This window comes from Bradyrhizobium sp. Leo170, from assembly GCF_004296405.1.
Lineage (GTDB): Bacteria > Pseudomonadota > Alphaproteobacteria > Rhizobiales > Xanthobacteraceae > Bradyrhizobium.
Window position 1 is genome coordinate 14240 of sequence record NZ_PSRR01000052.1, and the last position, 21051, is coordinate 35290.

Annotated in this window: 26 protein-coding genes; 19 read left to right on the top strand and 7 right to left on the bottom strand. The window is 62.6% G+C overall.

What is annotated here, in order from left to right:
* Positions 1-1197 (bottom strand): flagellar motor switch protein FliM, encoded by a 1197-nt coding sequence (fliM, locus tag CWO89_RS12055; RefSeq protein ID WP_130578828.1) that lies wholly within the window; start codon positions 1195-1197, stop codon positions 1-3.
* Positions 1198-1199: 2 nt separating this feature from the next.
* Positions 1200-1691 (bottom strand): flagellar basal body-associated protein FliL, encoded by a 492-nt coding sequence (gene fliL / locus CWO89_RS12060; RefSeq protein ID WP_130578829.1) that lies wholly within the window; start codon positions 1689-1691, stop codon positions 1200-1202.
* Positions 1692-2074: 383 nt separating this feature from the next.
* Between fliL and flgF the strand changes: the two genes are divergently transcribed.
* The 7 genes from flgF to CWO89_RS12095 all read left to right on the top strand — a co-directional run bounded on the left by flgF (position 2075) and on the right by CWO89_RS12095 (position 8216).
* Entirely contained in the window at positions 2075-2839 is a 765-nt protein-coding gene (flgF, locus tag CWO89_RS12065) for a flagellar basal-body rod protein FlgF (RefSeq protein ID WP_130578830.1), read from the top strand.
* Between the two features lie 13 nt (positions 2840-2852).
* Positions 2853-3641, top strand: coding sequence for a flagellar basal-body rod protein FlgG (flgG, locus tag CWO89_RS12070; RefSeq protein WP_028163563.1), 789 nt, complete (start codon positions 2853-2855; stop codon positions 3639-3641).
* A gap of 12 nt (positions 3642-3653) precedes the next feature.
* Positions 3654-4718: a flagellar basal body P-ring formation chaperone FlgA gene (gene flgA / locus CWO89_RS12075; RefSeq protein ID WP_130578831.1), complete on the top strand. Its 1065-nt coding sequence runs from the start codon at positions 3654-3656 to the stop codon at positions 4716-4718.
* A 5-nt stretch (positions 4719-4723) separates the two neighbouring features.
* The gene (gene flgH / locus CWO89_RS12080) at positions 4724-5476 is read left to right on the top strand and encodes a flagellar basal body L-ring protein FlgH (RefSeq protein ID WP_130578832.1); all 753 of its coding nucleotides are present in this window, start codon (positions 4724-4726) and stop codon (positions 5474-5476) included.
* A 132-nt stretch (positions 5477-5608) separates the two neighbouring features.
* Positions 5609-7183, top strand: coding sequence for a glycosyl hydrolase family 79 N-terminal domain-containing protein (locus tag CWO89_RS12085; RefSeq protein WP_130578833.1), 1575 nt, complete (start codon positions 5609-5611; stop codon positions 7181-7183).
* 182 nt (positions 7184-7365) lie between these two features.
* Entirely contained in the window at positions 7366-7581 is a 216-nt protein-coding gene (locus CWO89_RS12090; RefSeq protein WP_130578834.1) for a hypothetical protein, read from the top strand.
* Positions 7582-7793: 212 nt separating this feature from the next.
* Positions 7794-8216, top strand: a complete 423-nt coding sequence (locus tag CWO89_RS12095) for a hypothetical protein (protein WP_028163568.1) — start codon at positions 7794-7796, stop codon at positions 8214-8216.
* A gap of 139 nt (positions 8217-8355) precedes the next feature.
* Here the strand turns inward: CWO89_RS12095 and CWO89_RS12100 are convergent, their stop codons facing one another.
* A complete protein-coding gene (locus tag CWO89_RS12100; protein ID WP_130578835.1) occupies positions 8356-8619 on the bottom strand; it encodes a hypothetical protein in 264 nt (87 codons plus the stop codon).
* 292 nt (positions 8620-8911) lie between these two features.
* Between CWO89_RS12100 and CWO89_RS12105 the strand changes: the two genes are divergently transcribed.
* The 12 genes from CWO89_RS12105 to CWO89_RS12160 all read left to right on the top strand — a co-directional run bounded on the left by CWO89_RS12105 (position 8912) and on the right by CWO89_RS12160 (position 17755).
* On the top strand, positions 8912-9259 hold the full coding sequence (locus CWO89_RS12105; protein WP_130578836.1) for a hypothetical protein: 348 nt from the start codon (positions 8912-8914) through the stop codon (positions 9257-9259).
* A gap of 862 nt (positions 9260-10121) precedes the next feature.
* Positions 10122-10415, top strand: coding sequence for a helix-turn-helix transcriptional regulator (locus CWO89_RS12110; protein ID WP_130578837.1), 294 nt, complete (start codon positions 10122-10124; stop codon positions 10413-10415).
* Positions 10416-10589: 174 nt separating this feature from the next.
* Positions 10590-11813 carry a ParB N-terminal domain-containing protein gene (locus CWO89_RS12115; RefSeq protein WP_130578838.1) on the top strand — a complete coding sequence of 408 codons (1224 nt, stop codon included), beginning with the start codon at positions 10590-10592 and terminating at the stop codon, positions 11811-11813.
* Entirely contained in the window at positions 11810-12376 is a 567-nt protein-coding gene (locus CWO89_RS12120) for a helix-turn-helix domain-containing protein (protein ID WP_130578839.1), read from the top strand. The genes CWO89_RS12115 and CWO89_RS12120 overlap by 4 nt, the downstream gene beginning before the upstream one ends.
* Positions 12373-12966 carry a hypothetical protein gene (locus tag CWO89_RS12125; protein ID WP_130578840.1) on the top strand — a complete coding sequence of 198 codons (594 nt, stop codon included), beginning with the start codon at positions 12373-12375 and terminating at the stop codon, positions 12964-12966. Before CWO89_RS12120 ends, CWO89_RS12125 begins: the two co-directional genes overlap by 4 nt.
* Complete coding sequence (locus tag CWO89_RS12130) at positions 12959-13630, top strand: hypothetical protein (RefSeq protein ID WP_207234463.1); 672 nt, start codon at positions 12959-12961, stop codon at positions 13628-13630. Before CWO89_RS12125 ends, CWO89_RS12130 begins: the two co-directional genes overlap by 8 nt.
* Before the next feature lie 84 nt (positions 13631-13714).
* Positions 13715-13954 (top strand): hypothetical protein, encoded by a 240-nt coding sequence (locus CWO89_RS12135; protein WP_130578841.1) that lies wholly within the window; start codon positions 13715-13717, stop codon positions 13952-13954.
* 103 nt (positions 13955-14057) lie between these two features.
* Positions 14058-15128 (top strand): phage major capsid protein, encoded by a 1071-nt coding sequence (locus CWO89_RS45820; RefSeq protein ID WP_165421114.1) that lies wholly within the window; start codon positions 14058-14060, stop codon positions 15126-15128.
* 4 nt (positions 15129-15132) lie between these two features.
* Positions 15133-15693 carry a hypothetical protein gene (locus tag CWO89_RS12145; protein WP_130578842.1) on the top strand — a complete coding sequence of 187 codons (561 nt, stop codon included), beginning with the start codon at positions 15133-15135 and terminating at the stop codon, positions 15691-15693.
* Positions 15694-15854: 161 nt separating this feature from the next.
* Positions 15855-16223, top strand: a complete 369-nt coding sequence (locus CWO89_RS12150; RefSeq protein WP_130578843.1) for a hypothetical protein — start codon at positions 15855-15857, stop codon at positions 16221-16223.
* A gap of 1 nt (position 16224) precedes the next feature.
* Positions 16225-16557, top strand: coding sequence for a hypothetical protein (locus tag CWO89_RS12155; protein WP_130578844.1), 333 nt, complete (start codon positions 16225-16227; stop codon positions 16555-16557).
* 88 nt (positions 16558-16645) lie between these two features.
* Positions 16646-17755, top strand: coding sequence for an FRG domain-containing protein (locus CWO89_RS12160; protein WP_130578845.1), 1110 nt, complete (start codon positions 16646-16648; stop codon positions 17753-17755).
* 153 nt (positions 17756-17908) lie between these two features.
* Here CWO89_RS12160 and CWO89_RS12165 read toward each other — a convergent pair whose 3' ends face one another.
* From CWO89_RS12165 to CWO89_RS12180, 4 genes are all read right to left on the bottom strand, one after another.
* Positions 17909-18475: a hypothetical protein gene (locus CWO89_RS12165; RefSeq protein ID WP_130578846.1), complete on the bottom strand. Its 567-nt coding sequence runs from the start codon at positions 18473-18475 to the stop codon at positions 17909-17911.
* Between the two features lie 13 nt (positions 18476-18488).
* Positions 18489-18908, bottom strand: coding sequence for a bromodomain-containing protein (locus CWO89_RS12170; RefSeq protein WP_130578847.1), 420 nt, complete (start codon positions 18906-18908; stop codon positions 18489-18491).
* Positions 18909-18979: 71 nt separating this feature from the next.
* Positions 18980-19255, bottom strand: a complete 276-nt coding sequence (locus CWO89_RS12175; RefSeq protein ID WP_130578848.1) for a hypothetical protein — start codon at positions 19253-19255, stop codon at positions 18980-18982.
* A gap of 213 nt (positions 19256-19468) precedes the next feature.
* Entirely contained in the window at positions 19469-20866 is a 1398-nt protein-coding gene (locus CWO89_RS12180; RefSeq protein ID WP_165421115.1) for a tyrosine-type recombinase/integrase, read from the bottom strand.
* Between the last annotated feature and the right edge of the window lie 185 nt (positions 20867-21051).

Genomic DNA, 21051 nt, shown 5'->3' on the forward strand with positions numbered 1-21051 from the left:
CTATGCCTCCATCATCTTGGTCTGCTCGTCGGCCTTCTCGAACATCGCAAAGGTGGTATTTGGCTTGCGCAAATTCTTGCTGACGCGGATCGCGACGCGGTCGCCGACGCGACCCATGCGGCCCTCGGTCAAGGTGACGTGGCCGCAGCGCACCGACACCAGCGAGTCCGCGCGGATGTCGAGCGGCAGCGTGTCGCCGACCTTCAGCTTCATCAACTGCTTGAGCGGAATGTCGGCTTCATAGAGCACGGCCTCGACGGAGATCTCCGCCTGCGCCACTTCGGTCGCGAAGTGTCCTTCCCAGATCGGATCGCGGCCGAACTTTTCGCCCATGAACATCTGCAACAGCACGTTGCGGATCGGTTCGATGGTCGCATAGGGCAGCAGCAATTCGATATTGCCGCCGCGGTCCTCCATGTCGATGCGCAGGCGCACCAGGATCGCGGCGTTGGCGGGACGGCTGATCGCCGCAAAGCGCGGATTGGTCTCGAGGCGGTCGATGCTGAATTTCACGGGCGACAGCGGCCGGAACGCCTGTTCGGCATCGGCCAGCACGACCTCGATCAGGCGCTTCACCAGGTTGGTCTCGATCGTGGTGTAGGGGCGCCCCTCGATGCGCAGCGAGGTCTGGCCCCTTCGGCCGCCGAGCAGCACGTCGATCATCGAATAGATCAGGCTGGAATCGACGGTGGCGAGCCCGAAATTCTCCCATTCCTCCGCCTTGAACACGCTGAGCACCGCCGGCAGCGGAATCGAGTTCATGTAGTCGCCGAAGCGCACCGAAGTGATGCGGTCGAGCGAGACTTCGACGTTGTCGGAGGTGAAATTGCGCAAGGATGTCGTCATCAACCGCACCAGGCGGTCGAACACGATTTCCAGCATCGGCAGGCGTTCATACGACACCATCGCGGAGTCGATGATGGCGCGGATGCCGGAATTGTCGTCGAGATTGACGTCGCCGACGGTGAAGCCGAGCAAGTTGTCGATCTCTTCCTGCGAGAGGACCCGCTCGCCGCCGTTCTTGGTGCCGAAGTCGCGGCTGCCGTCCTCGACCATGGCCGCCCATTGCAGCGACATGCTCTCCGACAGTTCATTCTTCGCAGCTTCTTCCGCTGCGGCTGCCGGATCCTCGGAATCGAGCGACGCCTCCCACTGGGCGGCGATCGCATCCTGGTCCATCTGGTCGTTGCCGGCCATCGCTACTGAACCACGATTTCCTTGAACAGCACCGCGTTCACCTGGTTGGGCGACAGCGCCGCGTTGACGCGCTTGGTGAGTTCTTCCTTGAGACGGAACAGGCCGGCCGAGCCGTTGAGGTCGCTGGCGCGCAGTTCGCGCAAATAGGTCTGGAACAGGTCGGTGACGCGCGGCAGCGACGGCTTGATCGCCTCGACCTGCTTTTCCTCCTTCACCTCCAGCACCAGCTTGACCTTCAGATATTGGATCCGCTCGCCGGGCCCGCCGACGAGATTGACGAGCATGTCGGGCACTTCGACGAAGGCCGGCGGCTTCGGCGGCGGTGCTTCGGCATGCACCTCCTCGCCATGGCCGCGCATGAAGAAGAACCAGCCGGCGCCACCGCCAAGGATGGCGAGGAAGCCGACGGCGGCAATGATCAGCTTGAGCTTACCCTTCTTCGAAGCAGCGGCCTCGCCCTCGGCGCCGCCCTCCGCCTTGTCCTCGTCCGCCATCGCCCGCCCGCCCCAAAAACGGAAACGAACGCGATTGCCCCAGCCAGGCCCTTTGAGACGCAATACCGATGCCGCCAGCGCACGCGCGCTCTGTTACAGCGCAACGCTAGGGTAAGAATGGTTAACGGTTTCTTTCATTCGCCGCGCAACTAGGAAAAAACTGCCGGGCAAACATGGTCAACAAGACCTTTCTGCCGCCCTCTCCGCCCCCGGGCTGAACACCTAACCCACTCAAAAATCATCACTTTCCGAGTTGGCACGGCTTTCGCTGAAGACAGTGCGAGCCGGTGGGTTTGGGAGAGCCCAAAGGTTCATGAGGTCCGAGGGCCTGAGGTTTGGGAGAACCTCTTTCCGCAGGACCGTCACGAAGGGGAGAACCGCCGATGCAGAATACGCTTCTGGTCGGACTATCGCGGCAGGTTGTGCTGGAGCGGCAGATGGATGTCGTCGCCAACAACATCGCGAACATCACGACGAACGGCTACAAGGCCGACCGCTCGCTGTTCCAGGAATTCCTGAGGTCCGGCGCGCATGAGGACAATTTTGCCCCCTCCGACCGCCGCGTGTCCTTTGTCAACGACCGCGCCACTTTCCACGACTTCTCGCAAGGACCGTCGCAGGAGACCAAGAACCCGCTCGACGTCGCGATCGACGGCTCGGGCTTCCTCGTGGTGCAGACGCCCGAAGGCGAGCGCTACACCCGCGACGGCAATCTGACCGTCAACAACCAGGGCCAGCTCGTCACCCAGTCCGGCTATCCCGTGCTCGGCAATGCCGGCCCGATCGTGTTCCAGCAGACCGACAAGGACATCAGCATCGCCGCCGACGGCTACGTCACCGTGCTCGAAGGCACCGGCCGCATCGACTCCATCCGCGGCAAGCTGCGCGTGGTCAATTTCGCCCAGCCGCAGCAGCTCGTGAAGGAAGGCAACAACCTCTATTCGGCCGGCGAAGGCAATCCGGCCGCGCTCGATACCACCTCGCGGCTGCGCCAGGGCTTCGTCGAGAAGTCCAACGTCAATTCCGTCACCGAGATGAGCCGCATGATCGAGATTACGCGGACCTACACCCAGATCTCGTCACTGCTGCAGCAGCAGAGCGATCTGCACAAATCGGCGATCGACAAGCTCGCCGACGTTCCGGCGTAAAGGAGAATAGTCAATGCGCGCTCTCTACACTGCAGCGACCGGCATGGCGGCACAGGAACTCAACGTTCAGGTGATCTCCAACAACATCGCGAACCTGCGCACCACCGGCTACAAGAAGCAGCGCGCCGCGTTCCAGGACCTGATCTACGACCATGTGCGCCGCGTCGGCTCGCAAGCCTCCGACCAGGGCACCATCCTGCCCGTCGGCATCGATCTCGGCGGCGGCGTCAAGACCGTCGGCACGCCGCGCCTGATGAGCCAGGGCACGCTCTCGCCGACCGGCAACGATCTCGACATCGCGATCCGCGGCGAAGGCTTCTTCAAGATCCAGATGCCCGACGGCACCTACACCTACACCCGAGACGGCTCGTTCATGATGGACCAGCAGGGGCGCGTTGTTAACGCGCAGGGCAACCCGGTGCAGCCGACCATCACGATCCCTCAGAACTCCTCGCAGATCACGATCAATGCGCAGGGCCAGCTAACCGTGATGCTGCCGGGCTCGACCACGCCGACCCTGGTCGGCCAGATCGGGCTGACGCGCTTCATCAACAAGGCCGGCCTGCAGCCGATCGGCGACAACCTGTTCGTCGACACGCCGGCCTCCGGCACGCCGCAGGACGGCATCGCCAACACCGACGGCTTCGGCGACATGCAGCAGTCCAACCTCGAACAGGCCAATGTCGAGGTGGTCTCGGAAATCTCCGATCTGATCGCGGCCCAGCGCGCCTACGAGATGAACGCCAAGGTGATCAGCGCCGCCGACCAGATGCTGCAATCCACCTCGAACCTGTTCCGCTGAGGGAGAGTGACCATGTTCGCCCGCCCGCTTCTCCTCGCCGCGCTGCTCCTTGCCGCGTCGGTCTCCAATGCGACCGCGCAGAGCCGCAGCGACGTCATCGCGCCGCCGACGCTGCGCGCCAACGTCACGGTTACAAGCGACATCGTCCGCATCGGCGATCTCGTCGACAATGCCGGCAGCTTCGGCGCCACACCGATCTATCGCGCGCCCGATCTCGGCACCACAGGCACGCTGCCGGTGGCGCAGGTGCTCGCCACGCTGCGCACCCATCAGGTGATCGGCGTCGACACCCGCGACCTCAAGGAAATTTCGGTGACCCGCGCCGCGCGCGCGATCGATCGGCAGGAGATCGAGCAGGCGGTCGCCCGCACGCTGGAGCGCCGCAACGGCCTCGGCGAAGCCGCCAATCTCACCATCAACTTCGACCGCGACGTCGGCGACGTCAGGCTGGAAGCCACCAATTCCGGCAATCTGCAGCCGGTCGCCCTGCGCTACGATCCGCGCAACAGCCGCTTCGACATCACCTTCGAGATCGCGAACGAGACCGGCGCCGCGCCGACCAGGCTGCGCTTCACCGGCACCGCGATCGAAACCGTCGAAGCCGCCGTACTGGCGCGCAGTGTCGAGCGCGGCGAGACGCTGAAGCATTCGGACGTGCTGGTCGAGCGCCGCCCGAAGGCCGAGGTCGGCAACGACCTCGCCCTCCGCGACAATGCCGTCGGCATGCAGGCCCGCCGCCAGCTCCGCGCCGGACAGGCGCTGAAGACCGCCGATCTCGCCAGGCCGGATCTCGTGACCCGCGACCAGAACGTGACGCTGATCTATCAGGCCGCCGGGCTCTATCTCACGATCCGCGGCAAGGCGCTCGACGGCGGCACCGAAGGCGATGTCGTCAGCGTGATGAACCTGCAGTCCAAGCGCACCGTCTCCGGCACCGTCACCGGCCGCGGCCAGGTCACGATCACCCCGCCGCGCGCAGCAACTGTCCTTGAACCCAGCGCCTCGCTCGCCCCCGCCGAGCAGGCGAGCCCCGTCGCCGTCGCCAACGTCAGTTCAGTCGCCCCGAAAGCCGAGTAACCGTGATGTCCGCTTATCGTATCAACCGTCTCGTCCTCACCGGCGCCCTCCTCACGCTCGGCATCCTCGCCAGCGGCTGCTCCTCGATCGACCGCCTCTCCCAGATCGGCGAACAGCCGAAGCTGACCGCGATCGAAAATCCGACCACGCAGCCCGGCTACAAGCCGGTGCAGATGCCGATGCCAAAGCCGGAAGTGGCCTCCTACAGCCCGAACTCGCTATGGCGCAACGGCTCCAGGGCCTTCTTCAAGGACCAGCGCGCCGCACGCGTCGGCGACCTGCTGACGGTCACCGTCAATTTCACCGACAAGGCCAACATCGCCAACGAGACCCAGCGCAGCCGCACCGCCAAGGAAGATTCTGGTATCACCGACTTCCTCGGCTCCCAAACGGTTACGCAGCCGCTAAAGGTCCTGCCGGGCAAAATCCTCACCACGGACTCGACCTCGTCCAGCGACGGCAAGGGTTCGGTGAACCGGCAGGAAGCGTTGCAGACCAACGTCGCCGCGGTCGTCACGCAGGTGCTGCCCAACGGCAACCTCGTGGTCGAAGGCAAGCAGGAGATCCGCGTCAATTTCGAGATCCGCGAACTGATCGTCGCGGGCGTCGTGCGGCCCGAGGATATCCAGAGCGACAACACCATCGATTCAAGCAAGATCGCCCAGGCCCGCATCGCCTATGGCGGCCGCGGCCAGATCACCGACGTCCAGCAGCCCCGCTACGGACAGCAGGTGATGGACGTGCTGCTGCCGTTCTGACCTTCTTCAAACGAGCTCCCACACTTTATTGCGAACCTAGGCGCAGTGAAGTGTTCCAACGCGGCCCTCGCTAGCTCCCCTGGCGGGGGCCGCGGCTTTTTGGCGACCACGTGCCCGGTGTAAAGTCGCGTGATGCGGAGCGAGAACGAGGTTCGGATCAGCCTGACGCGACGCGCTTGCCTCGGCGCTGCGCTCGCCATCCTGTGCGCGCCGCCTGCGTCGGCGGCCGATCCGAGCATCGCGCTCGCGCCAGCGGACATGGCGCGCATTGGTTCGATCGACGAGCGCTTTCAATCCTACAATGTCGAGATGGTCGAGGTGACCGGCGGGCGCTTCTGGCGTCCTTACGCCGATCGGCGCAAACCTTCTTCGAAGGCGGATGGCATCCCGGCCGGCAGGGATCCCGCGATGTACGCCTACCGCAAGCCGATCGATCTCGCCAATCCGCGACTGCGCAAGCTCGCCGCGGCGCTGGGGCCGGCCTATCTGCGCGTGAGCGGCACCTGGGCCAACACCACCTATTTCGACGACACCGATGACAACGCGCGATCGCCACCGCGCGGCTTCAACGGCGTGCTGACGCGCCGCCAATGGAACAACGTCGTCGACTTCGCCCGCGCGGTGGACGCAAGGCTCGTCACGTCCTTTGCGACAGGCCTGGGCACGCGCGATGCCAGCGGCGTCTGGACGCCGGCGCAGGCGGAGAAGCTGATCGCGGCGACGCAGGCGCTCGGCGACAACATCGCCGCCGCCGAGTTCATGAACGAGCCCGACCTCGCCGCCATCGGCGGCCTGCCGTCCGATTATGATGCCGCGAGCTTCGGCCGCGACATCGCCGTGCTCGCGCCGTTCCTCAAGCATGCATCATCGGAAACGATCCTGCTTGGGCCGGGCACCGTGAGCACAGGCGGATCGGGGGATGCGCTCGGCAGTGAGAAGCTGTTGGCAGCAGCAGGCCCCGTGTTCGACGCGATCTCCTTCCATTATTACGGCGCCCTCTCGCCACGTTGCAGCAAGAGGGTGCCATCGGCTGCGGTGCGCGACAGCAACGCGTTGTCACAAGACTGGTTGTCCGGCATCGATCGTGCAGCGTCGTTCTACGCAAACTTGCGCGATCGGTTCGCACCCGGTCGGCCGCTGTGGATCACGGAAACGGCCGATGCCGCCTGTGGTGGCAATCCTTGGAGCTCGACCTTCCTCGACAGCTTTCGCTATCTCGACACGCTTGGGCGCATGGCCAAACGCCAGGTGCAAGTCGTCATGCACAACACTCTTGCTGCCAGCGACTACGGCCTGCTGGAAGAGAAAGACTTCACGCCGCGTCCGAACTATTGGGCCGCACTGCTTTGGCGAAAACTGATGGGCACGGTCGTGCTCGACGTCGGATCGGCGGCGGTGCCGGGACTATATCTCTATGCGCATTGCCTGCGGGACACATCAGGCGGCGTGGCGCTGCTTGCCATCAACACCGATCGGATGGCGCGGCGGTCGCTCGCGTTCTCCGGAACGGCGCGACGCTACGTCCTGACCGCAGCCAATCTCACCGACACGCGCGTGCGCATGAATGGCCGCGAGTTGAAGCTTGCTGCGAATGATGAATTGCCTGCGCTCGAAGGCGAGCCGGTCGCGGCGTCACACACTGACTTGGCCCCGACCAGCATCACATTTTTCTCGATCGCGGATGCGGCCAATCCCGCCTGCCGGTAGCGCCTGGAACGCCGGGCACCTCTGCATCGGAAGCATAACCCGGGAAACTACGTACAGCATATCGGACGAAGGCTGGTCCAGATCACGTTTCGACGAGATGTGATCGCGCAAGTCCAGCCCGCTGGCACGAAGCCTGCATAAACCAATCCAACCGGGTATTCCCCAATCAACCGAAGGTCAAAATGCTTGTCACGCTTGTCGCTATTCTCTGCAACGGTCCGCTTTGTCTTGAAAAAGTCGTCACCAACAGCGAGCAATCCGGCATCACCATGGCAGCCTGCAGTGTAAATGCGCAAATCGGCATCGCCGACTGGCTCTCCAAGGGGCCGTATCACGAGTGGAGGCTGAAGAGCTACAAATGCGTCATGGGCAAATATACGCCCAAAAACGAGGCTTAGAGCGCGAAGCATGAGAGCGTAACGCGTGAGTCATGCGGCTCCTCCGATGAGGTTCAGGTTGGCGATCTGATACACGTAGGGGTCAGGCATGATGGCGATTTACGCGCAGCCTTTCACGCCCCATTAACCCTCGCGCCCTCACTCGCTGGAAGTTGGTGACGTCGCGCTCTAGGTAGTGCGCAACGCAAATTTTCTCGTTATGGGTGTGTTCGATGATCAGGGATGGCGAATATGCCGTTTGGTTTCGGACGCCGCACGGCGAAGGCACCGGGATCATCTATCTTGCAAATGGCAGGATCTCGGGCGGCGACTGCATGTTCACCTATAGCGGCACTTACGAGCTCGACGAAGACCGATTTACCGCAACGCTGACAACCAAGCGCTACGCCGAAGGCCCGACCACCGTGTTCGGTGTCGACGAGGTCGAGGCAAAGCTGACCGGGGTCTTCAAGGGCCAGACCGCGGTGTGCTCAGGCACCGCGGAGCAAGCGCCAGGCGTGCGTTTCGAGGCCAACCTGTTTCCCCGTCCGGAGCCGCCGTCAGAGCGCGGCATCAAACGCGCTGCCGGCGTGACACGGCTGCCGCAAAGCCAGGCCGACCGCCACCGCCCCGCCAAGCCGTTTGCGGTCGGCTAGTGCGATCGCAGGGTTAGCCGCCCCCATTCTCCGCCGCTTCAACGCACGAAGGCGGGAGGCGAACGGCGGATTACGCTTGCGCCGTCGCTCGTTGAAGCTGCGGAAAACGGGACGCTAATCCGCCCCACCGCTTGCGGCCCTAGCCTGCCCTGCCATTCATTTCGTGATGGCTGAGATGGCGCTGGTGGCGCGCATGCCGTTCAATGAACGCGTGTCGCGCCGGCGGCCAATCGTTGCGCCAGTTGCCGTCGGTATAGGGATTGCCCGGCCCGATATTCTGGCAATTGGCATCGGGATAAAACTGCGCGCAGTAGCCGGGATCTTCGATCACCGCCTGAGCCGATGCCGGGCTTGCGAAAGCCGCCGCGATGACGCCAGCGGCGCCGATCAGTGCGTATTTCATCTTGGTCTCCTGGATGCGGAATCACACTTATTCGAAGTGGTGGGCCGCAGCGCCGGCGCCAATCATGGATCGCGCCGCCTTTCCCAACCGTGATAGTTCGCGATTGCAGCCGGTCACCGCAGTGACACCGAATGACGCGGTTCATTCACGCGCGCGGGAAAACTTCGCCGGGCAGAACTTGCCCACTCAGCGCCGAATGTCCTGAGGGTCGCGCCTATCCCGTTGAAATAACTCGCGTGCATGATGGCACACGGATTGCGTCCTGCGACCTCATCACGAATTGGGGCGCGACGTGCAGATATCGACGACGATCTCCTCCTATAGCTTTGTTACCGCGAGCACGAAGAACACTGCCGCAAAGGACGTCTCGAGCGCCGACGATCAAGCTTCCACCCAACCCGCGCGGGAAACGTCCCTCGGCAACGGTATCGAGGAGGAGTTCCTCAAATACGCCCACATGAACCCGATCGACCGGATGCGCGCGAACATCCAGAAGAGCATGAACCTGACCGAGCAGGACCTGCAAAACATGACGCCGCAACAGCGCCAGGCCGTGGAGCAGAAGATCAAGGACCTCATCGAGCAGCAATTCCATGAGAACGCGGACAAGAAGGGCCAGCTCGTCGACGTGTCGGCGTAGCACCGCCACCGTTTCCGCCGTCATTCCGGGGCGCGCGTCAGCGCGAGCCCGGAATCCATTCGTCCACTTGCGCAAGCGGTGAAATGGATTCCGGGCTCATCGCTTCGCGATGCCCCGGAATGACAGCCCCCCGTCATTGCGAGCCAACGGGTCGCGCGAACGCGCGCCCGATGACAGGCTCCGCGAAGCAATCCACGTCTCCACAAGCGGCGCTATGGATTGCTTCGCGCTGCTCGCAATGACGATGTGGATGCTTTCGGTGCGACATAACAACCCGACGGGCAAATCAGGCGCCCCCTGTCCAGCCCTCGCGCAGAAAATATTCCGCTTTCGCCGTCGGGCAAATCAGTGATTTAACTCCGCGCGTCTCACGGCGGATGAGGGGCGGGTCGCGATCGTCACGAATGTTGCGGTGAGATGCGGTGGACGCGGGTGTCACGACTGACGAGCGTGGCGCTCACGGACGGCGAAGTCGTGTGGTCCTGTCGTCCAGTGCTTTTTTCAGCGTGCCTAAAACGAGAAAAATCCCTGCAGCACAGGGGTTTTTGCAATGTGGCCGGCGCGACAGCAGGCAGCCGGGAATCGACTGGGACCCTTATAGGACCTGAAAGCACCGTGACACCTGCTGACTGAGCTTGAGACCGCAATCACGTCTCAGTGAAGGTAGTCCGAGCAAACTTTTAGTTTATCGATTGTCAACGCAAAGCAGCCCTTGGCCTTTTCATCGACGATACGCCAAGACGTCGTATTGCTGTGGGCTGCACCTCAATAAAAGTTACACGCTGGTTTCGCTTTGTGCCGTTTTGCAATGAGGGCATTGTCGTGCCGTTAAGCGCGCGCTGACGCAAGGAGCCCTCACACCATGAGCGCAAAAGCACGACAGCAAGCCGCACATGACGACGGTGAAAAGATCGAGCTGCAGCAGATGATCACGCAGGAGGAAGTGCTGGAGCGCATCCCCATCTCGCGAAAGTCACTCGATCGGGCGGAGAAGAAGGGGCACTTCCCCAAAGGCCGGTACGTCACGCCGAACCGCAAAATGTATTTTTTGGCGGAGGTCGTGCAGTGGCAAGCCACCGTCAACGAGTACAACCCGAACCGTGGCCGGGGCCGGAATCGCCAACCGCGCGAGCGCGCAGAGAACGCGAGGACCTGAGAGCAACGGAGCGCCGGAGGGTGCCGGCGCTCCGTAATCCGACCGAGGCGAAATCGGCCGGGCTTCACGATCACAACGCCCGCAAAGATACGCCCCGGTCCCCAGCTCGGCAAGAAGCCGCAAGGAAGGACGGGGACGATGAGCAGCCAACCGAAATCGAAATCATGGCGTGACGTGCTGCCGATCCATCCGGCGGCCGAGCTGTTTCCGCGCATGACGCAGGACGAGCTGAAAGTGCTGGGTGAGGACATCAAGAAGAACGGTCTTAGGAACCCGATCGCGATTTGGACCTGCCCGCACGGCAATAGATTTCTGCTCGATGGCCGCAATCGCGCCGACGCAATGGAAATGGTCGGCCTTGATGTCATCGACGGGAAAGATGGATACCTGACCTTTGAAATGGTTGAAGGCGATCCCTACGCCTACGCCGTCAGCGCCAACATCCACCGCCGCCATCTCACCGCCGAGCAGCGGCGCGGCCTGATCGCGAAGTTGCTGAAGGCGACACCGGAGAAGTCGAACCGCCAGATCGCCGAGGCTGTGAAGGCGAGTCACGTCACGGTCGGCACCGTCCGGGCGGGGCTGGAATCAACTGGACAGATTGACCAGTTGACCAAGACGGTCGGCAAGGACGGCAAGGCGCGGCAGTCGCCGGAAAGGCAAGCACACTGGCATCATGAGCGCGGCGAGGCCAAGCGTACCTATCCCGATCTGATGGCGGTTTACAGGGTGGAGGAGACCGCAGGCAGGAGAAAGAACAAGCCAAAATATCTCGCAAGCGTGCTGACCGAGACAGGACCTCTCGGCTTCAACAAAACCTTCAGCTCTATGGAAGCTGCGAAGCGTTTTTGCGAAAATGACGCGAGAAATTGGCAGCGTAAACAGAAGGAGCCCCACAAAGACCCGGCCGATGTGACGGCTGCCGATGACGCGAAGCCGGTCACGGTGTCAAAGCCGCCGACCGAGGCCGTCGTCGCGACTGCCGATCAGGTGGCGGCGAAGCCAGAGCGCCGCGACGTGGTCATCGACTCCGGCCCCATCGAAGCCGAGGACCTGCTGCGTCATGTGCCGCGCGAGAAGTGGCACGAGCTGATGCTGGCGCGACGACGTTTCTGCGAAATCAAGCTGTCCTACGATTGTCGGTGCCTCATGCAGTTCATCAGCGAAGCCGAGCTGATGTACGCCGAGCTGGGGTTTGCCTCGCCCGACGACATGGTCCGCGACGGCTATGCACTGAGCGCTGCGGAGATCGACATCGTGAAGGAGTGGCTGCGGCTCAATTCACCTGAGCAGCCGATCGAGCCGCAGGCCAAGCCGCCCTCGTCGGCGCCGGTAACACCGCCCGCGCAGGACCCGCTCGGCGACATCCCCGAGTTTCTGCGGCGGCGGGCGACATGACAGCCGGTGCCGACCCGCGCGGCTACTTGCGTGGCCTGTTGCTCTGGCTGCAGCAGATAGCCGCCGATCGCAAGCTGCCGCCGATGGCGCTTCACGTCGCAACCATCCTAGCCCGACATGTCAACCAGACAACGGGCGACGCTTGGCCGTCGCTGAAAACGATCGCGAAGGGGCTCGGCATCAAGCACGTCCGATCGGTCATCCGCAACGTTAATGCGCTCGCCCAGCATGGGCATCTCGAAGTCGCCACTGGTGGCGGTCGCACACATTCAAACCATTACCGCCCCGTTCTGAAAACCGTGACGCCAGCGTCATCTTTTGACGAAGCTAATGGTGACTCCAACGTCATTGTTTCGGGCGAAAAAAGGGTGACGCGCGAAGCCGGAAAGAGTGACGCGCGAGACACCAGAACAGTGACGCTGGCGTCACCCGAATCTATTGAAAGAACTAGTCGAGGAACTAACGCGCGCGGTACGCGCGCGAGGTTCCCCCGACTGAGCAGCTATGACGAGTCGATCATGCACGGGCTCGGTCTCAACAAAGACGACGGAGACGAGCCGTGAGCAAGATCACGCGCTTGAGCAATTCTCAGATTGCGGGGACCAGCCACGTCAGCTCGACATTGTTAGGGGCGCTGGAGGATCGGGAGTTCGCCGCGCCGCTGGTGAAGGAATGCGGCTTTCTCGATTGGATGGCCACTGCCCAGCATCAGTCCCGGCAGCATCTGGAAGAAGCTATCACCACCGGCGAGGCCCTGATGGCCGAGCATCCGTGGTTATTCGAGCAACTTCAATCGGCCTGCGCCCCGGCGACGATCGACGATGCGCGCCGCGAGCTGGCTATCCTGTACATGGCATACCCCGGCAAGGAGGCAAGCTTGTCGAGCTTCATGCACATCGTGCTCGCCGACGTCGTTGACGCGCGTGCATCGCGTTTCGTGCTGGCTGCCTCGTGCCGCCGATTGCGGCACACCCTGAAATTCCGCCCCTCGATCGCCGAAGTATTGCAGGCGATGTCGCCGACCACGGACGACGCCGCGCTGCGCTGGCTGTACCACGCCGCAGGCCAGATCGCGGCGGTGTCCGGTTTCGTCGCGACCGCGCGTAAGCGGCTGGTGGTTGGCGACTACACACGGAGTGACCGTAATGGGTAAGCGGTCCAATTTCGAGCGCCACGACCGCGACTTCTATCCAACGCCGTTGAAGGCGATGCTGCCGTTGGTTCCATTTCTTCGTCGCGACGGCGTCAAGACCTTCGCCGAGCCATGCGCAGGCGACGGCGATCTGGTCCGGCATCTGGAATCTTTCGGCCTGCGCTGTGTCTATGCCGGCGACATCGCGACCGGGCAAAATGCTCTGGCGATCGAGCGTTACGTAGGCAACCCAGATGTCGGAATCACGAACCCACCGTTCAAATATCCGGAGGACCACAAGCGTAGCACCCGACTGCTACACGATCTAATCCGCCACTTCCTCGATCTCAGGGTCCCGTTCTGGCTGCTGCTCCCGCACGACTGGTCGGCGAACAAAGGTTCGAAACCATACTTGCTGCGTTGCTCCGACATTGTGCCGATCGGCCGCGTCAAATGGATTCCGAATTCCGAGTACGACGGCGGCTATGAGAACTCGTGCTGGTATCGGTTCGACCCGAGCCAGATCAAGGGTCATCCCGTCTTGCACGGCCGGGATCAGAAGGAGGTTATCCCGGCGCGCCGCAGGACGTGCGAGCAGTGCGGCAAGGCCTACACGCCGCAGCGGTCAAGCTCGCGGTTCTGCTCCGGAGCCTGCAGGACCCGCGCCTGCCGCCAACGGTCTTAGCGTTACAGATAGCGTTACACCATGATGCCCCACCGCTCACCACGTCCTCCGAAAACTGGCGTCGCATACGCGACGCCAGGACGTTTGGCACGGTGCAGCCGCGACGAGGCGCGGCGGCGCGAGCAGGTCAACGAGCGGCAGCGGGCGTGCCGGGCGCGGAAGAAGGCCGACCTGAAGCGGTTCACCATCGACGGCGACGAGGCTGGCATCGCCGAGGCGATGATCAACTCGACCCGGCTCACCGAGGCAGAGACGGCCGATCACGACAAGGTCGAGACCGCTCTCGCGGCTGTGGTGGCGGAATGGGCGAAGCGGTGGCGCTGAACTTCTTGTATGCAAATTTCAGCTTCGTACAAGAAGTTGTCACGCTGTGACAGACCGGCCGCACCGATCGGCGTAACGTCTCCCGATCCCGAGGAGACGTCGCATGAATGCCCGCCCGCTGCCGTTGGTCCCCGAAGACGTTGACCAAGCCACCCGCAGCCGCGCCGCTGTGGCCGCGCTGGCCCGCGCCTGCATCGCCTCCGCCCGCGCCACCATCAACCCGGCAACCAACGAGACCACGATCCTGCAGCGGCATTTCCGCCGTGACCTGATCGCCAAGGCGATCGTCACCAGATCGCCCGTCAGCCCGACCGAGACCGGCGGCGTGCTGTCGCACCAGATCGTCGCCGACATCATCGCGGCGCTGTCACCGGCCAGCGCAGGCGCAGCGATCATCGCGGCCGGCCTGCGGCTGCGGTTCGACGGTGCCGCTGCGATCAGCGTGCCATCGATCAACGCCGATCCCGCGCTGGCGCAATTCGTCGGCGAAGGCCGGGCGATCCCCGTCGTGTCGGGTCTGGTGCAGCCGCCGGTCCTGCTCCGCCCGCGCAAGCTTGCGTCGATCATGGTGATGACGCGCGAGCAGATCGAAAGCTCGAACGCCGAAGTGCTGTTCACCGACGCGCTGCTGCGATCGACCGGGCTGGCGCTCGACACCGTGCTGCTCGGCAGCAATCCCGACGATGGCATCAACCCGCCGGGCCTGCGCGCCGGCATCGCGGCGCTGACCGCATCGAGCAACCCCGACGCCGTCGAGGCGATGATGGAGGACATCGAGACGCTGGCGAAGGCCGTGCTGCAGATCACCGCCGCGCCGCCGATCCTCGTCATGGCACCGGCCCGCGCTCTGGTGGCCGAGCTGCGCGCGCCGCACGGCCTCGAACCGCTGACCGTGCTCGGCTCGGCCGCGCTCGCCGCCGACGAGGTCGTGGCCATCGCGCCGGTCGCGGTCGCCAGCGCTGACGGGGACATTCCAGAGGTCGAGTCCAATGGGCAGGCCGAAGTGAATTTCGAGACCGATGCGCAGCCAATTGTCGATGAAAGCGGCAAGGTCGCGGTGCCGGTCGCCTCGCTTTTCCAAAGCGACCGCGTCGGCATCCGCGTCAAGCATCCGATCGACTGGGTGCTGCGCGATGCGCGCGGCGTGGCGTGGCTGAAGGCAACTGGGTGGTGAGATCATGGGCAAGGCTTCACCGGAGGACGTGGCCCGTATGGACAGGGCATCCAGAGAGAGCATCGCGAGCGTTGATGAGATGATGCGCGAGCGTCGGGAGGATCGTTTTGGCGGAGCATCGCTGAATGACGATCCTCCCGTCCGCTGTTCCGAACGGATCGAAAGCCGCAACCAGCGCGACAGGCGCGAGCTGCAGGAGCGCGACGAGCGATGGGCACGCGAACGTCGCGGCGCCCATCGTGAAGAGCGCGACATCGAGGCAAGGCTCATGGCGGCCGTCGATGCGAAGATCGCCGCCGTGCGTGCCGAGCTGCGCGCCGACATCGTCGAGATCGGTCAAGCGGCCGGCGCCGCGGTCGAGGCCATCGGCACCGCCATCGACGACCTGCGCGACGCGGCCAAGGGCCACGGCATCGCCGCACAGGTCGAACAGGTTGAGGTGATGTTCAGCCGGATGATGAAGCGGCTCGACGAGGCGCTGCCGCGCCGTGGCGACGTCGCCGACAGTTCCAATCAACCTGATAATATCAGCTTGAATGGAACTATGCCGCGCAGGGTGAACTGACCGTCCGGGAGGAGCGCGGGTGAGCGGATCGCGCGCGGCAGACCATCTGGTGTGTTTTCCGGGCCGGGGGGCCTGGCAGCAACTTTGGGTTGCGGAGGTCACCGAGCGGCCGCGCGATTTCGTGACGGGCAATTTACGCTTTTTCCGGAATGGAGTTTTGCATGGTGAAGAACGCGAAAAGTCCGCTGCACGTGGTCTCGAACCTCGACGGAACCGGCCCCAAACCGTCGCGGAGCCTTGGCGAACATGGCCTGTCCCTCTGGAACCGGGTTACCGCTGAATACGACGTTTCCGACGTCGCCGGGGTCGAGCTTTTGACGCTGGCTGGCCAGACCCTCGATCGCGCCGAGGCCTTGGCGGAACGGATCGCCGCCGATGGCGAGATCGTCAGGACGCCGACCGGCATCAAATGCCATCCCGCCGTCAAGGAGGAGCTTGCCTGTAGGGCTTTCGTGGTCCGGACCCTGCAGAAGCTCGGCTTGAACTACGAGCCGCTGCGGGCCTCGCCCGGCCGTCCGCCGGCGACGTGACATGAGCGGGCCCAAGCGGACCATCATCGGGCGATCCCGAAAGGAGCTGGTCACGCCGCAGATGCTCGACCTGTTCGCGCGCGGCCTCGTACTGGTTGCCGGAGATCACGACCACGATGACGACCAGAGTCCCGAGCACGAGGAGTTCAACCGGATCGAAAAGAAGCTGGGCTGGTCGCTGATCGGCATCCAGACCGTCTCGGTGTTCGACCGCGAGATCATGGGTCCACCGCCGGCCTACATGCAGAGCGCGGTGCGCGAGGACTGGCTGGCGATGCAGGCATGGCGCAAGGCGCTGCTCGCCGCGCTGGCGGCGCGAGGCAAGGCGCGGTAACCAACGAGGCCTGATCCGACCGCTCTCTGAGGTTGCTCCCGGCGTGATCTTCGACCATCCTACCGGCATCATATTTGGAGTAGCTTGGATGCAGGGGCAATGGTTGGGGAGCTATCAGGGCAATACGCAGGGCGTCGTGACGGTCGAGCTGGACGACGCAGGCGACCATTACGAAGGAATGGTTTACGTGTATCCCGGCAACACGATATACCCTCCGATAGCAGGTGGAGTAGTTACCATCGATAAATCGGAAAACTTCGCGCTGCCGATCATGACCGATGTGATCGACATGAGGCGCGGCGCCCTCGTCCCGTGGGACGCGGTGAAGTCCAACTACCCGAGAATCACCCTTGATCCGACCATAGACACGGTCTGGTCCTGCGATATGAAGAACAACGTGCTGGTGATCGACTTTACCAGCAAGTCGAGCGGCTCGGGAAAGGCGCACCTAACTCGCTCTGACGGGGGCAGGCCTCCAGAACGGAAGCCGCTTGCAAATGTCAAAAGCTGGGCTGCATTCAAAGAATACGCGCTCACGCTGGACCCGAATCGCTACGTGTTCAGAGGCCAAGAAAGCAGTGCGTGGCGGCTTCGTACGTTCTTCCATCGCTCTGGCCGCGCCAACCTCTTTAGGTTCGTTAATCAGGACATCTTTCAGCTCCATGGGCACCTCAGCAGCCTGACAGAGCACCACTTCAATTTGAAGGATGAACTAGAGAATGCGGCCTTCTTCAGCCTCGTCCAGCATCACGGTTATCCGACGCCTCTGCTAGATTGGACACACTCGCCCTTTATCGCCGCCTATTTTGCATTCCGAAAGAAGAAGGCAGACGGGGATTTCGCCCGCATCTTCGTGTTTGATGCGCGCGAGTGGCAGAAGGACATACGGCCGGTACAGCTTGTGTGCGCTGCGCTTCCGCATTTCTCGGTCCTCAGTCCGCTGGCAATCAACAATCCGCGCATGGTTCCGCAACAAGCGCTTTCAACGCTTGCCAACGTCGATGACATCGAGGCGTTTATCGCTTTCAACGAGACGCAGCTATTCAAGAAGACTTACCTTGAGGTGATCGACTTGCCGGTGTCCGAGCGTCCGCAGATCATGCAGGAGTTAAGCCTCATGGGTATTACCGCTGGCTCAATGTTTCCCGGCCTCGATGGCACTTGCGAGCAATTGCGGGAGAGGAACTTCAGCTTGTGACCAAGCGGACTGATGAAAAGGAGCTGGTCACGCGCTGAGCCGCGCAGCCCCGCCCATGCGCCGATCCGACCCGGCCGGCACCCGACACCGGCCGCGACCTCGAACGCCCCAGCGGGCTCCGATCGCGATCTGACACGCTGTAACCAAAAATCCCTACCGGTTGAGCCATTGCATTGGTATGGGTTCTTTCAATTTTCTATGCGCGTTCGCCACAAATATCTTCGCGCACTCCTCTTGGAATCGTGCGATGGCCGGGGCCAAATCAACTGCGCTCACCCGAACGGTGCCAGACGGGGTACTGTATGAGAACCGCGCTCTGGCAGCTTTCAGCATCGCCCAAAGACGAGTGTTTTGGTCGTTAAACTCCGGGTTCAAAACAACAACCCCAGTGGCCGAGGTGTCGCCCTTATCGGCCACCAGCAACTTAAAATCAGAAGGCGGCCCGTCGTCGGCCCAAGCCGTGAAGTGAAAATAAAAAGCCTTTACATCAGGGTTCCAGACGACCGCCGAGTGGTCGATAATTTTCACCAGCATCAAATAGGTCATCGTGCTATCGCTACAGCCTGCGCCAATGTTTCCAGAATCTGAAGAAAGCGAAATCAGTTCTCCGGACCTGACAATAGCCCAACTGCTAAAGCGGTTCAGTACCTGAGGGGCCTGCCCCATGGCCGCGCCGGTCGCCAGCGCGAGCGCCAGCAGCGCCACTAGAATCTTCGTCATGGCATTCATCGCTTCACATTTTCTCTGGCGGTTTCGCGGGCCGATAATTTTTGGCGTTCTCGAAGGCTTGTCTCAGCATCGCATCTTCGTGCATCGTGTCGCGCCAACCGTTTTTGAGCTTTGTGGGAATTTGGGGCGCGATGTACGCGACGGAGATGGCAACGCCGATCCAGAAGGTAATTGAGCGCGATGCACTTAGTTGCAGATAGTCTGTAACCCATAAGCCGGCAAACAAGAGGGCCGCGAAGACCGCAACACCGCAGATTGATGCGAGCATAGCTGCAACGTTGTTGGAGCGCGGTACCTTCTTCCCACCCTTCAAAAATCCGATCATCGCGAACACGAATTGGGCTAGGAACAGAAAGGCTTGGATACAAAGTTGAGACGCGAGCAATCCCCATGCCGCAAGGATCAGCAAATTCAGCCAAGGCACGTCGCGCCCTCCCTTGTTTGTGTTTCAGCGTAGACAGACAAAGTCCCCAACCAGCCCGTGAAAAGTCAAAGTCAGCGGCGTTGGGTTCGATTTAACGCCACAACAAAAATGACAAAGCCGCTCACGAAGGCCAGCACAAAGCCTAAGCCTATCGTGTGAATGCCGAAGAAGACCTGCTCGGGCATTAACGTGAGCAATGGACCGGCGACCGTCATCGCACTTAGAACGGCGATGCCAACCTTTGCCCAATCGTTCTTTCGTTTCGCTTCAACTATTAGGATTGCGGTACCCCAAATTACGACGGCAATCCAAGCGATGACGACTAGCGCGCCTAGTGCTACTTCCACATTTCAGCCCCCCAAAACGCGCCGATTATAGCGGTTTATTGCCTTAGCGACCAGCGACGCAGCAGCGCGCCTGACTCATCCGATCGATCGACCGCTGACCGAGGCGTTTCGCGTGCGCTTCCGCCTGTCTGTCCTCCTACGACAAAGAGGAAAAGCAAAACCCGGCCAGCGAAATGCCGACCGGGTCGCAACTGGTCCAGATGTGCCAGTTGATCAGGCCGCGAGCCGCAGCCCGGCAGCGGCAGCAGGCTTCACCGGCCGGCCGATGATCCGGCGCAGCTCGGCCGCGACGGCGTCGAGCACCGCCCGCTTTTCCTTCATCCGCGTCGAGTGGTTGTAGACCTTTCCGGTGACTGTCGGCACGATCACGTCACCCTTGCGGCTGACCGCATGGTCGAGACATTTGGCGATGGCGGCATCGTCGAAGCCGAGATCGCCGGCCAGAGTCGCCGCCGTCCTTCTGAGATCATGCGGCGTGAACGACCTCAGGCCGAGCAGCTCGCAGATACCGGGCGTCTTGGTCTTGGACTTGTGCTTCTCGTGCTTGGTGCCTCGCAGGGCCGCTGCCATGGCCTTGCGGTGGACCGGCTGGCCTTCGTACATCGGGCTTTCGAAAACGAACTGCTGATCCTTGGAGGTCAGCGCTTCGTTGATGATCTCGACCGCAAGATCGGACAGCGGCTGCTGGATTTGCCGCCGCTTCTTCACCCGCTTCAGCGGCACGTCGAAGCGCGGGCTCTCGCCGTTGAGGTCGATCAACTCGTCCCGGTGTGCACCGAGCAATTCCGCCGACCGCAGCATTGTCACCAGCTCGAACTTCAGCGCCAGTCGAGTCTTGCGATCCCACGGCATGTCGGCGCGGTCGAGCCCGTGCCAGAAAATTCTGATCTCGTCGGCGGACAGGACGCGGGTGCGCGGGTGCTCCGGGTCGAGCTTGGGCAGGTTGATGCAAGGCGAGGCGGTGACGTAGTCGCGTCCGGCCTCCGCCGCCCAGTTGAACAGGCCGGACGCAGCCTTGCGCATGTGGCGCGCGTTGCTGATCGATGGCTTACCGCCGTGCTTGCCGGTGAGGATGTCGTTCGAAAGCGTGGCGATGTCATGCTTGGTGACCTCGCTGGCAAGCTTCCGGCCGAGGCGCGGCCGGAGGAAGCGGCGCAGGTGGCTGGCCGTGTTCTGCCAACTCTCCAGCCGGGGCCGCATCTCGCCGTCCGCCTTCCGGACCGGCGTCTTCATCCAGTTGATCCGTTCCTCGATGATCTCGGCGACCGTCTTGCCGGCCTTGGCTTGCTCGGCCTTCCGCTCCCGGAAGGTCTCGGCGAGGGCGGCGGTGCCGAGCCCCTTCAGCGCGTAGACCCGGTTGCGGGCATCGTTGACGGTGAAGGCCTCGCCGTGGACGCCGAGCCAGCCCGAGCGCTGCTTGCCGCTGACGGGGTCGGTGAATTTCATCGAGAACGTCGCCACGCCGGCCGTGGTGATGCTGACGTAAAGGCCGGAGCACCGGCGGTCGTAGAGCTTGGTGCGCTCGGCCACCCGCTTCCTGCAGATGGCGTCGGTGAGGATGACGCTCCCGGTGGGGCGCGCGGTGGCGGCTTGTGTGGTAGTCTCTGACATGGTTTCGACTCCGAAAGGGTTGGACCTGCCGGGGTCTTCGCTTGTGGTGCCAACCGATGGCGAAGGTCCCGGCCCTGTTTTTGGTGAGTCCCGCGCCCCCTAGAAGTCCGAGGGTTACGCAAAAAGACCTATTTTCATAGGGTTTTCGTAGCGTCACGGTGAGACACCTTGCGCCAAAATATAGA

Coding starts and splice junctions, on each gene's coding strand:
- CWO89_RS12165 (WP_130578846.1), bottom strand. CDS start 18,475: ATGACGAAGATTCTAGTGGCGCTGCTGGCGCTCGCGCTGGCGACCGGC.
- CWO89_RS12160 (WP_130578845.1), top strand. CDS start 16,646: ATGCAGGGGCAATGGTTGGGGAGCTATCAGGGCAATACGCAGGGCGTC.
- CWO89_RS12130 (WP_207234463.1), top strand. CDS start 12,959: ATGGGTAAGCGGTCCAATTTCGAGCGCCACGACCGCGACTTCTATCCA.
- flgG (WP_028163563.1), top strand. CDS start 2,853: ATGCGCGCTCTCTACACTGCAGCGACCGGCATGGCGGCACAGGAACTC.
- CWO89_RS12100 (WP_130578835.1), bottom strand. CDS start 8,619: ATGAAATACGCACTGATCGGCGCCGCTGGCGTCATCGCGGCGGCTTTC.
- fliM (WP_130578828.1), bottom strand. CDS start 1,197: ATGGCCGGCAACGACCAGATGGACCAGGATGCGATCGCCGCCCAGTGG.
- fliL (WP_130578829.1), bottom strand. CDS start 1,691: ATGGCGGACGAGGACAAGGCGGAGGGCGGCGCCGAGGGCGAGGCCGCT.
- CWO89_RS12180 (WP_165421115.1), bottom strand. CDS start 20,866: ATGTCAGAGACTACCACACAAGCCGCCACCGCGCGCCCCACCGGGAGC.
- CWO89_RS12110 (WP_130578837.1), top strand. CDS start 10,122: ATGAGCGCAAAAGCACGACAGCAAGCCGCACATGACGACGGTGAAAAG.
- CWO89_RS12085 (WP_130578833.1), top strand. CDS start 5,609: ATGCGGAGCGAGAACGAGGTTCGGATCAGCCTGACGCGACGCGCTTGC.
- CWO89_RS12120 (WP_130578839.1), top strand. CDS start 11,810: ATGACAGCCGGTGCCGACCCGCGCGGCTACTTGCGTGGCCTGTTGCTC.
- flgA (WP_130578831.1), top strand. CDS start 3,654: ATGTTCGCCCGCCCGCTTCTCCTCGCCGCGCTGCTCCTTGCCGCGTCG.
- flgF (WP_130578830.1), top strand. CDS start 2,075: ATGCAGAATACGCTTCTGGTCGGACTATCGCGGCAGGTTGTGCTGGAG.
- CWO89_RS12090 (WP_130578834.1), top strand. CDS start 7,366: ATGCTTGTCACGCTTGTCGCTATTCTCTGCAACGGTCCGCTTTGTCTT.
- CWO89_RS45820 (WP_165421114.1), top strand. CDS start 14,058: ATGAATGCCCGCCCGCTGCCGTTGGTCCCCGAAGACGTTGACCAAGCC.
- CWO89_RS12155 (WP_130578844.1), top strand. CDS start 16,225: ATGAGCGGGCCCAAGCGGACCATCATCGGGCGATCCCGAAAGGAGCTG.
- CWO89_RS12145 (WP_130578842.1), top strand. CDS start 15,133: ATGGGCAAGGCTTCACCGGAGGACGTGGCCCGTATGGACAGGGCATCC.
- flgH (WP_130578832.1), top strand. CDS start 4,724: ATGTCCGCTTATCGTATCAACCGTCTCGTCCTCACCGGCGCCCTCCTC.
- CWO89_RS12095 (WP_028163568.1), top strand. CDS start 7,794: ATGATCAGGGATGGCGAATATGCCGTTTGGTTTCGGACGCCGCACGGC.
- CWO89_RS12150 (WP_130578843.1), top strand. CDS start 15,855: ATGGTGAAGAACGCGAAAAGTCCGCTGCACGTGGTCTCGAACCTCGAC.